Raw genomic sequence first — 14573 nt, forward strand, 5'->3', positions numbered from 1 at the left:
GCGTTCGGGAGCTAGTGGGGCAGCGGGTAGACCGCGCGGACCCGGAAACCGCCGTCGTCGGTAGGGGCCGTTTCGAAGGTGCCGCCGAGCAGGCGTGCCCGCTCGGCCAGGCCGGTCAGCCCGTGGCCACCCGAAGGCAGCGACCGCGCCGGTTCGCAGGGCTGTTCGTTGAGCACCTCCACGCCGAGCCCGTCATCCTCACCGCGCACGGACACCCTCGCCTTCGCACCCGGGGCGTGCTTGTGCACGTTGGTCAGGCATTCCTGCACGGTCCGGTAGGCCGCCGCGGACACCTGCCGGGGCAGCTGGTCGGGAATGCGCTCCACGGTGAGCTGCACCGGCACGTCCGAGGTCCGGATCAACTGGTGCAACTCGTCGATTCCGGGCTGTGGCCCGTCCTCGTCCACTCCGGACCGCAGCACGCCGACCAGCGTGCGCAGTTCTTCCAGTGTGCGCTTGCTCAGGTGCCGGATGTTCTCCGCGGCCTGGTGCGCCTCGGTACCCGGCGCGGAAATCGACAGCACGTTGGCCTGCATCGCGATCAGCGTGATGTCGTGGGAGACCACATCGTGCATTTCCCTGGCGAGCCGGGCGCGTTCCTGCGCGCGGACGGCCTGGGCGTGCAGCCGCTGCTCGCGGTCCCGGCTCGCGGCCAGTTCGGCCAGCTTGTCGGACAGTTCGCTCCTGGCCCGGACCAGCAGGCCCAGCGCCACCGGCATCCCGGCGACGACCACGCCGTAGATCCCGTCGAGCACGTGCTCCTGCCAGCTGAGCGCGGCGAACTCGTCCAGCGGCCAGAGGATGAACCGGCTGGCCCAGACCATGCCGAAGCCGGCCATGGTCTGCCAGTTCAACCCGCGCCGGGTGGCCAGCATGCCGAGCGCGATCATCGCCGCCAGCTGGGCCCAGCCCGCGAGGTAACCGGGGAAGGTGGCCAGCACGACCCCGAACGGCAGCCACCGCCGCGCGACCAGCGCGACGCACGAGAGCGCCGAGAGCCAGATCGAATAGGTCATGGCCTCTTCGGGAAAGACGAGCCAGACGTCCAGTACGGCGAGCGCGATCGCCACGACGTCGATCGACAGCGCACGCACGGCCCGTTTCCGGAACCAGTCCGCGATGCTGCCGTCACGGATGTGCCCGGTCGTACCGGAACGGCCGACCGACATTCCTGGTATGGAGAGTCCCTCTGTGGTCATCGCATGGACCTCTCGTCTTGTGGACTTAACCATTGAGAGGGATCCATCACCCGATCGGGACGCGTCCACCGGCACAAATTAGCGGACGCTAACGTTGTTTTGCCGGTTGGCGGTAAGTTTCCGGCCATTCAGCCGTATGCCCGTACCGTTTGACGGCACGGGCTCACCCGTCCGGGGGATGACGCTGACTGTCCGATAATCGGACAGCGGAGGAGGGGTCAGAGGATGCGCGGACGGTAGACGTTCGACGTCTTCGCCGCGGCCGTGCGGTCCAGCAGCCAGAGCGTGCGGCGCTGCCCGCGCGCGCCCGCCACCGGCAACTGCACCTCACCGGCGCCGGCCAGCGCGAGCGCCACGGCGTCGGCCTTCGCCTCACCGGTGGTCACCAGCCACACCTCCGACGAGCGCCGGATCGCGGGCAGGGTCAGCGAGATCCGGGTCGGCGGCGGCTTGGGCGAGTTCCGCACGGCGATCACCGAGCGGTCGGTCTCGTAGACCGCCGGGGTCTCCGGGAAGATCGACGCGGTGTGGCCCTCGCCGCCGAGGCCGAGCAGCGTGACGTCGAAGGTCGGCACGTCGTGGTGGTCCTCCGGCCGCGTGTTGCGGGCCAGCACCCTGGCGTAGTCGGCCGCGGCGGCGTCCGGGTCGTCGCCGAACTCCCCGTCGGACGGCGCCATCGCGTGCACCCGCGCCGGGTCGACCGGCACGTGGTCCAGCAGCGCCTCGCGGGCCTGCTTCTCATTGCGCTCGTCGTCGTCCGCGGGCAGGAACCGCTCGTCGCCCCAGTACAGATCGAGCTTCGACCAGTCCACCGCGTCCCTGGCGGGGGAGTGCCGCAGCTCGCGCAGGATCGCGATGCCTGTGCTCCCGCCGGTCAACACCAGCGAGGCCGAGCCGCGCGCGGCCTGCACGTCGACCAGCCGGGTGACCAGCCGGGCCGCGCAGGCCGCCGCGAGCAACTGCGGATCGGAGTAGACGACAACCTCGGAAGTGCTCATGCCTTCGCTTTCGCCGGATCCTTCGCGGCCTTGCCCGATCCCCTGCCGGAAACCTTGCCCGTTCCCTTACCCGATGCCCCGGCCGGAGCCTTACCGGATTCCTCGCCGGAGTCGTCGGCCGGGTTTCCGGCCGATCCCTTGCCCGAACCCTTGCTCGAACTCCTGGTCGACTCCTTGACCGAGTTCTTGGTCGCCGCTTGGGCGGGGGCCTTGCCGGAGTCCTTGGCCGGACTCCCGGCCGAGTCCTGGGCAGCCCGCTTGGCCGGAGCTGAGGCCGAAGCCGAATCCGTGACCGCTGCCTTGACGGGAGCCTTGCGCGCGGTGGCCGCGATCTTGCCGAGGCCGTGCAGGGCTGCTTCGTAGATCTCGTCCGGGTCGAGCCGGCGGAGTTCTTCGATCAGGCAGTCCTTGTTGTCCCGCCGCTGCAGCGCGATCCGCCGCGCCGGCTGGCCCGGCTGGGTCAGCGTGCCCACCCGGCCGTCCGGCCGGGTCAGCTCGATCGCCCCGGAGCGCCGCTCCAGCGTGACCGACAGGATGCCCTGCGCACTGCTCGACTTCACCCGCTTGACCGGCGCCTTCAGGTACTCGGCCAGCCAGCCCGCCAGCAGCTCGGTCGACGGCGAGTCCGCCTCACCGGTGACCGTGGCCGAGAGCACCTTCTCATACGGCGGCAGGTCCAGCGCGCTGACCAGCTGGGCCCGCCAGTTGGTCAGGCGCGTCCAGGCCAGGTCGGTGTCCCCGTCGGTGTAGGACTTGCTGCGCGTGCCGAGCGCGCGGATCGGGTTCTTCTCCGCGGCCGAGTCGGTGATCCGGCGCTGGGCCAGCTCACCGAGCTGGTCCTCGGCCGGGTTGCGCGGCCCGGTCCCCGGCCACCAGGTGACGATCGGCGCGTCGGGCAGCAGCAGCGGCACCACCGCGCTCTGGCTGTTCGCCGCCAGCGCGCCGTACAGCCGCAGCACGATCACCTCGCTCGCCCCGGCGTCCCCGCCGACGCGGATCTGCCCGTCGATGCGCGGTGCCGCGGTCTTCGAGCCCTTGGCCACCACGATCACCCGCGACGGGTGCTCCCGGCTGGCCTCGTTGGCCGCGTCGATCGCGTCTTCCAGGTGCTCGTCGTCGTCCGCGGCGATGACCAGGGTCAGCACCCGGCCCAGCGCCACGGCGCCACCGCGTTCACGCAGCTCGACCAGCTTCTTGTTCAGCTGCGAGGTGGTGGTGGACGGCAGGTCGATGATCACGGGCGCCTCCAGTGTTTTTGCGGGACACCCGCACCCGGTCGGTGCCCGTGGCGTGCTTCGCGATTGTCGATCACGGGCGCCTCCAGTTGCGTCCGGTGGCCGCCAGCATCGCATCAGCCGAAGCTGGTCCCCACGAGCCCGGCGGGTACTCCTCGGGCCTGCCGTGCTTGGCCCAGTGCGCCAGCACCGGGTCGAGGATGTCCCAGGACAGCTCGACCTCTTCGTTCACCGGGAACAGCGACGGCTCGCCGAGCAGCACGTCCAGGATGAGCCGCTCGTAGGCCTCCGGCGAGGACTCGGTGAAGGCGTGCCCGTACCCGAAGTCCATCGTGACGTCGCGGACCTCCATCGTGGTCCCCGGCACCTTCGAGCCGAACCGCAGCGTCACGCCCTCATCCGGTTGCACCCGGATGACCAGCGCGTTCTGCCCCAGCTCCTCGGTGGCGGTGGAGTCGAACGGCAGGTGCGGCGCCCGCTTGAACACCACCGCGATCTCGGTGACCCGGCGGCCCAGCCGCTTGCCGGTGCGCAGGTAGAACGGCACCCCCGCCCAGCGGCGGTTCTGCACCTCCAGCGTCACCGCGGCGTAGGTCTCGGTGGTCGAGTCCTTGGAGAACCCGCCCTCCTGCAGCAGGCCGGGCACCTTCCTGCCGCCCTGCCAGCCGCCGGTGTACTGCCCGCGCGCGGTGGTCCGGTCGAACGGCGCCAGCGGCTTGGTCGCGCCGAGCACCTTGACCTTCTCCGCGCGCAGCGCCTTCGGCTCGAACGAGACCGGCTCCTCCATCGCGGTGAACGCGAGCAGCTGGAGCAGGTGGTTCTGGATGACGTCGCGGGCGGCGCCGATGCCGTCGTAGTACCCCGCGCGCCCGCCGAGGCCGATGTCCTCGGCCATGGTGATCTGCACGTGGTCGACGTAGTTGGCGTTCCAGATCGGCTCGAACAGCTGGTTCGCGAAGCGCAGCGCCAGGATGTTCTGCACCGTCTCCTTGCCGAGGTAGTGGTCGATCCGGAAGACCGACTCCTCGGGGAAGACGTCGTTGACGATCGCGTTCAGCTCCCGCGCGCTGCGCAGGTCGTGCCCGAACGGCTTCTCGATCACCACGCGGCGCCAGGTGTCCTGGTCGGTGGCGGCCAGCCCGGAGCGGGCCAGCTGCTTGGTCACCACCGGGAACGCGCTCGGCGGGATCGACAGGTAGAACGCGGTGTTGCCACCGGTCCCGCGCTCGGCGTCCAGGTCGCGCACGGTCTGCGCGAGCCGGTCGAAGGCGTCGTCGTCGTCGAAGGTGCCCTGCACGAACCGGATCCCCTCGGCGAGCCGGTTCCACACCGACTCGCGGAACGGGGTGCGGGAGTGCTCGGCGACCGAGTCGTGCACCAGCTCGCCGAAGTCCTGGTGCTCCCAGTCGCGGCGGGCGAAACCGACCAGCGAGAAGCCGGCGGGCAGCAGCCCGCGGTGGGCCAGGTCGTAGATCGCGGGCATCAGCTTCTTGCGGGACAGGTCACCGGTGACGCCGAAGATCACCAGGCTGGACGGCCCGGCGATCCTCGGCAGCCGCTTGTCGCGGTGGTCCCGCAGCGGGTTGGTCCAGCTCACGCCAGCGCCTCCAGCGCGGCCACCAGCTGTGCCAGCCCGGCGGCCCGGTCGGTGAAGTGCAGCCGCAGCACCGGGCGGCCGTGCTGGGCGAGCACCTGCCCGTCGCCGAGCGCCTGCGCCAGTTGCAGCCCGGCCAGGGTGTAGGGCCGGTCCGGCACGTCCAGATCGGCTTCCGCGGCCCCGGTCACCTGCAGGAAGAACCCGTTCGGGTGGCCGCCCTTGTGGTACTGCCCGGTCGAGTGCAGGAACCGCGGGCCCCAGCCGAAGGTGGTCTGCAGCCCGGTCCGCTTGGCCAGCTGCGCGCGCAGCAGCGCGGTGGACGCGTCGTCGAGCCGGTCCAGGTAGGCCTGCACGGCCAGGTAGCCCGGCCGCGCCGGGGACGACGCCGTGGCCGAGTCCAAAAAGGACTTCAGTGCCTCGGGCAGGTTCGCCGCGTCCAGGCCGTAGCCCTCGATCGCGCCGTCGGTGAACGACGGCTTGGCGCTGCCGCCCGAACCCGCGGGCTCGTCCAGCAGCGCACGCGCCGCCTTCTTCGCCGCTTCCACGTCGGGCTGGTCGAACGGGTTGATCCCGAGCAGCCGCCCGGCCAGCGCGGTGGCGAACTCCCAGAGCAGGAACTGCGCGCCGAGCTGGCCGGTGACCGCCAGCTGAGCGGGTGCCGTGGCCTGCCCGACCGCCACCGCGGTGGCGTCGGCCCCGGCGTCGGCGAACCCGGCCGCCTCCGGTGACTCGACCACCACCGGCAGCAGGCCGGTGCCCTGCTTGCCGGTGGATTCGGCGATCAGCTGCTCGGCCCAGTCGCCGAAACCCTTGATGCCGGAGCCGGTGTCGGCGAAGACGACCTTCTCGGCGTTCTGCGCGTGCCGGGCTCCGAGCGCCGCCGCCAGCCGGATGGCCGGGTTGGACTCGTCGTCGGCGGACAGCTGGTCGGCCACGCCCGCGGCCTGGTCCAGCAGCCGCGCCACGTCCGCCCCGGCCAGCCCCGCGGGCACCAGGCCGAACGCGGTCAGCGCGGAGTACCGGCCGCCGACGTGCGGGTCGGCCAGGAAGACCTTGCGGTAACCCTCCTGCTCGGACAGTTCCGCCAGCGGCGAGCCGGGGTCGGTGACCACGACGATCCGCCGGCTGGCCTCGATCCCGTTGTCCGAGAACGCCTTCGCGAAGATCCGGCGGTGGCTGTCGGTCTCCACCGTGCCGCCCGACTTCGACGAGACCACCAGCACGGTCCGCTCCAGGTCCCCGGCCAGCGCGTCGGCGACCTGCCCGGGGTCGGTGGTGTCGAGCACGGTGAGCGCGACGCCCTCGGTCCCGGTGATCACCTCCGGCGCCAGCGAGGAGCCGCCCATCCCGGCCAGCACCACGCGGTCCACGCCCTCGGACCGCAGTTCCGTGCGCAGCGCCTCGATCTCGCCGATCAGCGGGCGCGAGGACTTGTGCAAGGTGGTCCAGGACAGCCGGACGGCCGCCTCGGCTTCGGCCTCGGCACCCCACAGCGTGGGGTCCTGGGCGGCCAGGCGCGAAGCGGCCTTGTCCGCGATCAGGCTGTCCGCGAGCGGCTTCGCCTGTTCTTGCAGCGCGGGGTCGACGATCGTGACCCCCGCGCCCGTCTCTTCCGCTGCCATGCCTTCGCTCAGCCCTTCGCCTTCGCCAGCTGCCCGGTGACCGTCTCGAGCAGTTCGCCCCAGGACTTCTCGAACTTGTCCACGCCTTCGTTCTCCAGCGTGAGGAACACGTCGGTGATGTCGATGCCGACGCCCTCGAGCTTGGTGAAGACCTCGCGTGCCGCGGCTTCGGTGCCGGTGACCTTGTCGCCGTCGATCTCGGCGTGGTCGCCCGCGGCGAACAGCGTCTTCTCCGGCATGGTGTTCACCGTGTTCGCGACCACCAGCTGGTCCACGTACCGGGTGTCCGAATAGGACGGGTCCTTCACCCCGGTGGAGGCCCACAGCGGGCGCTGCGCGTTCGCGCCGTCGGCGGCCAGCGCCTTCCAGCGGTCGGAGGCGAACAGCTCTTCGTAGGCGGCGTAGGCGATCCGCGCGTTGGCGATGGCGGCTTCACCGCGCAGCGCCTTGGCCTCGTCGGTGCCGATGGCGTCGAGGCGCTTGTCGATCTCGGAGTCCACACGCGACACGAAGAACGAGGCGACCGAGTGGATGCCCTTGAGGTCGTGCCCGTTCGCCTTGGCCTGCTCCAGACCGGCGAAGTAGGCGTCGATGACCGCGCGGTAGCGCTCCTCGGAGAAGATCAGCGTGACGTTGACGCTGATGCCCTCGGCGAGCGTGCGGGTGATCGCGGGCAGGCCCTCCTCGGTGGCCGGGATCTTGATCAGGACGTTCGGCCGGTCGACCGTCTTCCACAGGTCCTGCGCCTGGTCCGCGGTGGCGTCGGCGTCCTTGGCCACCCGCGGGTCCACCTCGATGGACACCCGGCCGTCCACCCCGCCGGTGGCGCGGTAGACGTCGCGGAACAGGTCCGCGGCGTTGCGCACGTCGGTGGTGGTCAGTTCACGCACGGCGGCGTCGACATCGGCGCCCCGCGCGGCCAGCTCGCGGACCTGCTTGTCGTAGGCCTCACCCTTCGACAGGGCGCCGGCGAAGATGGTCGGGTTCGTGGTGACCCCCACGACGTGCTGGTCGCGGATCAGGCCGGCCAGGTTGCCGGAGTCCAGTCGTTCCCTGGACAGGTCGTCGAGCCAGATCGAGACACCGGCCTCGGACAGCCGGGCGAGCCGATCGGTGCTGCTCATGACTTCATCCCCTTCGGTGGAATTCAGGAGTTCTTGGCGGTGTCCAGCGACCGGCGCGCGGCGTCGACCACGGCTTCGGCGGTGATGCCGAACTCGCGGTACAGGGTGGCGAAGTCGGCGGAGGCGCCGAAGTGCTCGATCGAGACGATCTCGCCGGTCTCCCCGACGAACTTGTGCCACGACTGGGCCACGCCCGCCTCCACGGCCACGCGCGCCTTGACCCCGGACGGGATCACCGACTCGCGGTAGGCCTGGCTCTGCGCCTCGAACCACTCGACGCACGGCATGGACACCACACGGGTGGAAACGCCGTCGGCCTCGAGCTTCTTCCTCGCCTCGACGGCGAGCTGCACCTCGGAACCGGTGGCGATGAGCACCACGTCCGGGGTGGCACCGGAGGCCTCGGCGAGCACGTAACCACCGTGGGCCACGCCCTCGGCGCTGGTGCCCTCGAGCACCGGCACGTTCTGGCGGGTCAGCGCCAGGCCGGAGGGGTGGTGGACGTCCTCCAGCACGGCCTTCCACGCCGCGGCGGTCTCGTTGGCGTCGGCCGGGCGGACCACGTTCAGCCCCGGGATGGCGCGCAGCGCGGAGAGCTGCTCGATCGGCTGGTGCGTCGGGCCGTCCTCGCCGAGGCCGATCGAGTCGTGCGTCCAGACGTAGATGACCGGCGCCTTCATCAGCGCGGCCAGGCGCACCGGCGGGCGCATGTAGTCGGAGAAGATCAGGAAGGTCGCGCCGTAGGGGCGGGTGCCGCCGTGCAGCGCGATGCCGTTGAGGATCGAGCCCATCGCGTGCTCGCGGACACCGAAGTGCAGCGTCCGGCCGTACGGGCTGGTCTTCCACATGTCGGTGGCGGCGGACTCGGGACCGAACGAGTCGGCGCCCTTCATCGTGGTGTTGTTGCTCTCGGCCAGGTCGGCCGAACCGCCCCACAGCTCCGGCAGCGCGTCGGCGAGCGAGTTCAGCACCTCACCGGAGGCCTTGCGGGTGGCGATGCCCTTGGCGTCGGGCTCCCACGACGGCAGCTTGTCGGCCCAGCCCGCGGGCAGCTCGCGCTTGGCCAGCCGGGCGGCGAGCGCGGCGCGCTCGGGGTTGGCGGCGGCCCACTCGTCGAACTTGCCCTGCCACTCGGCGCGGGCGGCCTTGCCGCGCTCGGAGGCCTTGCGGGTGTGCTCGATCACCTCGGCGGCGACGTCGAAGTCCTTGGTCTCGTCGAAGCCGAGGATCTTCTTCACCGCGGCGACCTCGTCGCCGCCCAGCGCGGCGCCGTGCGCCTTGCCGGTGTTCATCTTGTTCGGCGCCGGGAAGCCGATCACCGTGCGCAGCAAGATGAACGACGGGCGGGTGGTCTCGGCCTTGGCGGCCTCGACCGCGGCCTCGAAGGCCACCACGTCCTCACCGCCGTCGACCACCTGCACGTGCCAGCCGTAGGCCTCGTAGCGCTTCGCGGTGTCCTCGGACAGCGCGATGTTGGTGTCGTCCTCGATGGAGATCTTGTTGTCGTCGTAGATGACGGTGAGGTTGCCCAGCTCCTGGCGCCCGGCGATGGAGGAAGCCTCCGAGGTCACGCCCTCTTCGATGTCGCCGTCGGAGGCGATCACGTAGATGTGGTGGTCGAAGATGCTCTCGCCGGGGGCGGGCTCGGGGTCGAGCAGGCCGCGCTCGCGGCGCGCCGCCATCGCCATGCCCACGCCGTTGGCCAGGCCCTGGCCCAGCGGGCCGGTGGTGGTCTCGACGCCGGGGGTGTGGCGGTACTCCGGGTGGCCGGGGGTCTTCGAGTCCCAGCGGCGGAGCTGCTTGAGGTCCTCCAGCTCCAGGCCGTAACCGGCCAGGTACAGCTGGATGTAGAGGGTCAGGCTGGAGTGCCCGGCGGAGAGGATGAACCGGTCACGCGCCGGCCACTCCGGGTCGGCCGGGTCGTGCCGCATGATCCGCTGGAACAGGGAGTAGGCGGCCGGGGCCAGGCTCATCGCCGTGCCGGGGTGCCCGCTGCCGCAGTTCTCCACGGCGTCCGCCGCGAGCACCCGGGCGGTGTCCACCGCGCGGGTGTCCAGCTCGGTCCAGTCGGCGGGGTAGTTCCGCCGGATGAGAGGGTTGTTCTCGCTGCTGAGGGCGGTTTCGGACACTGAACTCGAACTCCCCGTCTTCGGTGATTCGCTTGCTGGGAACGATGCTTGCCGGTGGGCGCGCCTTGATCGATCCGGGATGCACGATATTCCTGTTCGCCACCCCTCGCAGGGTGCGCCACGCCCACGCGGGCCAGCCTAGTCCTAGGCGTACCCGCCGCTGTGCGCCCCAACCGTGTCAAGACCCCCACAGTGGATACGCGCACGACGGCGATTACGATCGGTCAGGGCGCAGGCCCGGCGTGGTTTCGGGCCCACCGCGAGATCGATGTCCGAGCCACGTTCCACCCCGGACCGACTGTGAGTAGCAGGGAGCGAAATGTCGTTGGTGCACGCCGCGCACGGACGCGGTGAAACCAGCGCCGTGGACGCACCCGAGGAGCCAGGTGGCCGGCGCAGCCCCCGCCGGGTCATCGGTGCCTACGCCGCGCTCGCCAAACCGCGGGTGATCGAGCTGCTGCTCGTCACCACCATCCCGGCGATGTTCCTGGCCGGACGCGAGATCCCCGACCTCTGGCTGGTGCTGGCCACCCTGGTCGGCGGCACGATGGCCGCGGGCAGCGCGAACGCGCTGAACTGCGTGATCGACGCCGACATCGACAAGGTGATGAACCGCACCAAGCGGCGCCCGCTGGTGAAGGCCTCGGTGCCGCGGCGCAACGCGCTGATCTTCGGGCTGGTGCTGGGGATCGCCTCGTTCGCTGTGTTGTTCTTCACGGTGAACTTGCTTTCGGCGATCCTCGCCATCGCGACGATCCTGTTCTACATCTTCGTCTACACACTGGGCCTCAAGCGGCGGACGCCGCAGAACGTGGTGTGGGGCGGAGCCGCGGGCTGCATGCCGGTGGTGATCGGCTGGGCCGCGGTCTCCGGTTCGGTCCAGTGGCCCGCGTTCGTGATGTTCGGCGTGATCTTCTTCTGGACGCCGCCGCACACCTGGGCGCTGGCGATGAAGTACCGCGACGACTACGAGCGCGCGGGCGTGCCGATGCTGCCGGTGGTGGCCACCCCGCAGCACGTGGCCAAGCAGATCGTCATCTACTCGTGGGTGATGGTCGGCTGGACCCTGCTGCTGGCCCCGGCCACGAGCTGGCTCTACGCCTCGTTCGCCGCGCTCGCCGGTGCGTGGTTCCTGTTCTACGCGCACCGGCTGCGCGCCGCGGTGAACCGCGGGGTGGAGACCAAGCCGATGGCCTTGTTCCACCGGTCGAACACCTACCTGATGATCGTGTTCTGCGCGCTCGCCGTGGACTCCGCGATCGGCCTGCCCGTCATCGGCCTCCCGTTCCTCTGAGCCCCTGAGCCCCTGAATGCTATGAGTGGGGCATTACTAGCATTCAATGCAAGTAATGCCCCATTCATAGCGTTCCGTCAGCCGCCTTGGGCGTAGGCCAGTGGCGGCAGGATGGCCTGGGCGTCGGCGCCGCCGCGCCACAGGCCGATCACCAGCGCCGCGGTCGCTTCCAGCAGGCCGGCCCGCGCCAGGCCACCGCCCGAGGCCGGTATGCAGCCGAGGTCGCGCACCAGTGACTCCACTGTGGCCAATGCGGCCGGGTCGTCCCCGCAGAGCGGCACCACCAGCGGTGCGCCGTCGAACGCGGGTGGTGTCATCCGCCACACGTCCTCGTGGCACAGGTTGAACGCCTTGACCACGCGGGCGCCGCTGAGCTCCGCCACCCGTTCCGCGGCCGAACCCGTCCGGGTGACGAGTTCGCCGTCCACCACCGGGTTCGTGCAGTCGACGAGCACCTTGCCGGCGAGCGCGCCGCCCGCCGCCCGCAGCGTGTCCTCCACCCCTTCGTGCCGCACGGCCAGCAGCACCACCTCACCGAACTCCGCCGCCTGCGCGAAGGCGTCCGCCGGCGCGCGCCCGCTGGTCCGCACCTCGTGCCCGGCACGCGCCCACTGCGTCCCCAGCGCGTCGGCCATGTTGCCCGCCCCGAGAATCCCGATTCGCATCCGTTCCTCCGTCCGTGGTTGGAAGATCGACCGTAGGGATTCCGATGGGCACCATCCGGTGCCCGTGGAGGATGGAGTGGTATGCCCGAGTTCCTCGCCGACTGCCGTGCCCGCCTCGCCTTCGACCTGCTCGGCAACACCTGGAACTCCGTGGTGCTGTGGGCCCTGCGTCACGGGCCCCGCCGCCCCGCCGACCTGCGCGGGCAGATCGGCGGCATCCGGTCGAAGGTGCTCACCGAAACCCTGCGGCGGCTCGAGTTCAACGGCCTGGTGACGCGGCACGCCTACGCCGAAGCGCCCCCGCGCGTCGAGTACGCGCTCACGCCGCTGGGGGAGTCCCTGCTCGGGCCGATCGGCGCGCTGGGGGAGTGGGCCTTCGAGCACGGCGACGAGGTGATGGCCGCCTGGCCACCCGCGTAGAATCGATCGGAATCCCCCCGGCACGTGAAAGTGGGTCACCCTTGTCTGTGTCCGATATGGACGGTATGGACGATAAGGACGCTGCGGACTCAGCGGAAATCCGGTACGAGCAGTCGTACGTCACCAAGCTCTACGAAATGCTCGACGCCGAGCGCGACCTCACCCAGCGGCGGCTCGACGAAACCCTGCGCCTGACCGGCGGCACCCCGCAGGCCCGCACCGAGCGCGACGTCGCCACCGCGACCTACACCGAACGGCTGGCCCAGCTCGGCTCGGTGGAGCAGGGGCTGTGCTTCGGCAGGCTCGACTTCCACGAGCAGGAGACGGCCTACATCGGCAGGCTCGGCCTGTTCGACACCGAAGACGACTACCGGCCGCTGCTGGTGGACTGGCGGGCCCCGGTGGCGCGCCCGTTCTACCTGGCCACCGCGGCTTCACCCGAAGGTGTGCGACGGCGGCGGCACATCCGCAGCCTGTCCCGGCGCGTCACCGGCGTGGACGACGAGATCCTGGACCTCGGCGAGGCGAGCGACGGCGACCACGACCTCGGCCTGGCCGGGGAGGCGGCCCTGCTGGCCGCGCTGACCCAGCGGCGCACCGGTGAGATGAGCGACATCGTCGCCACCATCCAGGCCGAGCAGGACCGGATCATCCGCGCCGGGATGAACGGCGTGCTGGTGGTCCAGGGCGGGCCGGGCACCGGCAAGACCGCCGTCGCCCTGCACCGCGCGGCGTACCTGCTCTACACCTTCCGCCAGCAGCTGACCAAGCGCGGGGTGCTGGTGATCGGGCCGAACAGCACCTTCCTGCGCTACATCGGCCAGGTGCTGCCGTCGCTGGGGGAGACCGGTGTGCTGCTGGCCACGGTCGGCCAGTTGTACCCGGGCATCACCGCCACCGGCACCGACGACCGCGCCGCCGCCGAGGTCAAGGGCCGCGCGGTGATGGCTGAGGTGCTCGCGAACGCGGTGAAGGACCGGCAGGTGGTGCCGTCACCGGTGCTGGAAGTCGAGGTGGAGCGCGAGATCCTGCGACTGGACAAGCGCACCTGCACCGACGCGCGGGCGAAGGCCCGCCGTTCGCGGCGCCCGCACAACCAGGCGCGCCGCATCTTCGTCGCCGAACTGCTCGACGCGCTCACCCGGCAGGCCGCCCGCCGCCTCGGCGACAACCTGCTCGACGCGCGCGACGTCAACGACATCCGTGCCGAACTCGCCGAGGACAAGGCCGTGCGCCGGGCGATGGACGAGCTGTGGCCGGTGCTCACCCCCGAGGAGGTGCTCGACGACCTCTTCGCCGTGCCCGAGCGCCTGAGCGCCGCGGCGTCGAAGCTGCTCGGCGAGTCCGAACGCGCGCTGCTGCGGCGTGAGCCGGGAGCGGACTGGACCCCCGCCGACGTCCCGTTGCTGGACGAACTCGCCGAACTCCTCGGCTGGGACGACACCGAGGAACGCGCCGCGCGGGCACGCGAGGAACGGGAGCAGCGCGCGTACGCCGAGGGTGTGCTGGACATCCTGGAGCAGGACGAGGAGATCATCGACCCCGAGCTGCTGCGGGTGAGCGACGTGCTCGACGCGGAACTGTTCGCCGAGCGGCAGCAGGAGCGCAGCGAGCTGACCGCCGCCCAGCGGGCCGCGCAGGACCGCACCTGGACCTTCGGGCACGTGATCGTGGACGAGGCGCAGGAACTGTCCGAAATGGACTGGCGGATCATCATGCGCCGCATCCCCAGCCGGTCGATGACCGTGGTCGGCGACGTGGCGCAGACCGGGGCCGCGGGTGGCGCGTCGGCCTGGGGCGACGTGCTCGGCAAGTACGTGGCGGACCGGTGGCGGCTCGAGGAGCTGACGGTCAACTACCGCACGCCGGCGGAGATCATGGCGCTGGCCGCGCGGGCGCTGGAGCGGGTCGGCCCGGAACTGAGGGTGCCGACCTCGGTGCGGTCCACCGGTGTCGAACCGTGGCAGGCACCACTGGCCTCGGCCGACACCAGGGCGCTGGTGGCCGCCGAGCTGTCCGAAGTGGACGGCGGAACGGTGGCCGTGCTGTGCCCGCCGGAGCGGGTCGAAGCGGTGCGGGAACTGGTGGGCGAGGACGACCGGCTCTCGGTGCTGACCGTGGAACTGGCCAAGGGCCTCGAATTCGACTCCGTGGTGCTCGTCGCGCCGGAGGAGATCGCCGCCGGGTCACCGCGTGGCTGGAACGACCTGTACGTGGCCCTGACCCGCGCCACGCGGCGGCTCGGGGTGCTCCACGCCGGGTCCGAGCCGTTCCCGGCCGGGAGCTAGGC

At 71.0% G+C, this 14573-nt stretch carries 11 protein-coding genes; 3 read left to right on the forward strand and 8 right to left on the reverse strand.

What is annotated here, in order from left to right:
* Nucleotides 1–11: 11 nt before the first annotated feature.
* From L3Q67_RS27875 to tkt, 7 genes are all read right to left on the reverse strand, one after another.
* Nucleotides 12–1199 (reverse strand): sensor histidine kinase, encoded by a 1188-nt coding sequence (locus L3Q67_RS27875; RefSeq protein ID WP_499184396.1) that lies wholly within the window; start codon nt 1197–1199, stop codon nt 12–14.
* A 218-nt stretch (nt 1200–1417) separates the two neighbouring features.
* Nucleotides 1418–2197 (reverse strand): 6-phosphogluconolactonase, encoded by a 780-nt coding sequence (pgl, locus tag L3Q67_RS27880; protein WP_395898876.1) that lies wholly within the window; start codon nt 2195–2197, stop codon nt 1418–1420.
* A complete protein-coding gene (gene opcA, locus L3Q67_RS27885; RefSeq protein ID WP_499184397.1) occupies nt 2194–3435 on the reverse strand; it encodes a glucose-6-phosphate dehydrogenase assembly protein OpcA in 1242 nt (413 codons plus the stop codon). The genes pgl and opcA overlap by 4 nt, the downstream gene beginning before the upstream one ends.
* Before the next feature lie 70 nt (nt 3436–3505).
* Nucleotides 3506–5029: a glucose-6-phosphate dehydrogenase gene (gene zwf / locus L3Q67_RS27890; protein WP_499184398.1), complete on the reverse strand. Its 1524-nt coding sequence runs from the start codon at nt 5027–5029 to the stop codon at nt 3506–3508.
* Nucleotides 5026–6651, reverse strand: coding sequence for a phosphoglucose isomerase-related protein (locus tag L3Q67_RS27895; protein ID WP_499184399.1), 1626 nt, complete (start codon nt 6649–6651; stop codon nt 5026–5028). Before L3Q67_RS27895 ends, zwf begins: the two co-directional genes overlap by 4 nt.
* 8 nt (nt 6652–6659) lie before the next feature.
* Nucleotides 6660–7775 carry a transaldolase gene (tal, locus tag L3Q67_RS27900; protein ID WP_499184400.1) on the reverse strand — a complete coding sequence of 372 codons (1116 nt, stop codon included), beginning with the start codon at nt 7773–7775 and terminating at the stop codon, nt 6660–6662.
* Between the two features lie 23 nt (nt 7776–7798).
* A complete protein-coding gene (gene tkt, locus L3Q67_RS27905) occupies nt 7799–9904 on the reverse strand; it encodes a transketolase family protein (RefSeq protein WP_499184401.1) in 2106 nt (701 codons plus the stop codon).
* A gap of 319 nt (nt 9905–10223) precedes the next feature.
* On the opposite strand from tkt, the gene L3Q67_RS27910 reads away from it, so the two are divergent.
* Nucleotides 10224–11198 (forward strand): protoheme IX farnesyltransferase, encoded by a 975-nt coding sequence (locus L3Q67_RS27910; RefSeq protein WP_499184402.1) that lies wholly within the window; start codon nt 10224–10226, stop codon nt 11196–11198.
* Between the two features lie 77 nt (nt 11199–11275).
* Here L3Q67_RS27910 and L3Q67_RS27915 read toward each other — a convergent pair whose 3' ends face one another.
* On the reverse strand, nt 11276–11863 hold the full coding sequence (locus L3Q67_RS27915) for an NADPH-dependent F420 reductase (RefSeq protein WP_499184403.1): 588 nt from the start codon (nt 11861–11863) through the stop codon (nt 11276–11278).
* A gap of 81 nt (nt 11864–11944) precedes the next feature.
* Between L3Q67_RS27915 and L3Q67_RS27920 the strand changes: the two genes are divergently transcribed.
* Together L3Q67_RS27920 and L3Q67_RS27925 are read left to right on the forward strand one after the other, a co-directional pair.
* A complete protein-coding gene (locus L3Q67_RS27920) occupies nt 11945–12283 on the forward strand; it encodes a winged helix-turn-helix transcriptional regulator (RefSeq protein ID WP_499184404.1) in 339 nt (112 codons plus the stop codon).
* Between the two features lie 65 nt (nt 12284–12348).
* Nucleotides 12349–14571: a HelD family protein gene (locus tag L3Q67_RS27925; protein ID WP_499184405.1), complete on the forward strand. Its 2223-nt coding sequence runs from the start codon at nt 12349–12351 to the stop codon at nt 14569–14571.
* Nucleotides 14572–14573 lie beyond the last annotated feature (2 nt).

Origin of the sequence: Saccharothrix sp. AJ9571 (assembly GCF_021725495.1) — a bacterium.
Lineage (GTDB): Bacteria > Actinomycetota > Actinomycetes > Mycobacteriales > Pseudonocardiaceae > Amycolatopsis > Amycolatopsis magusensis.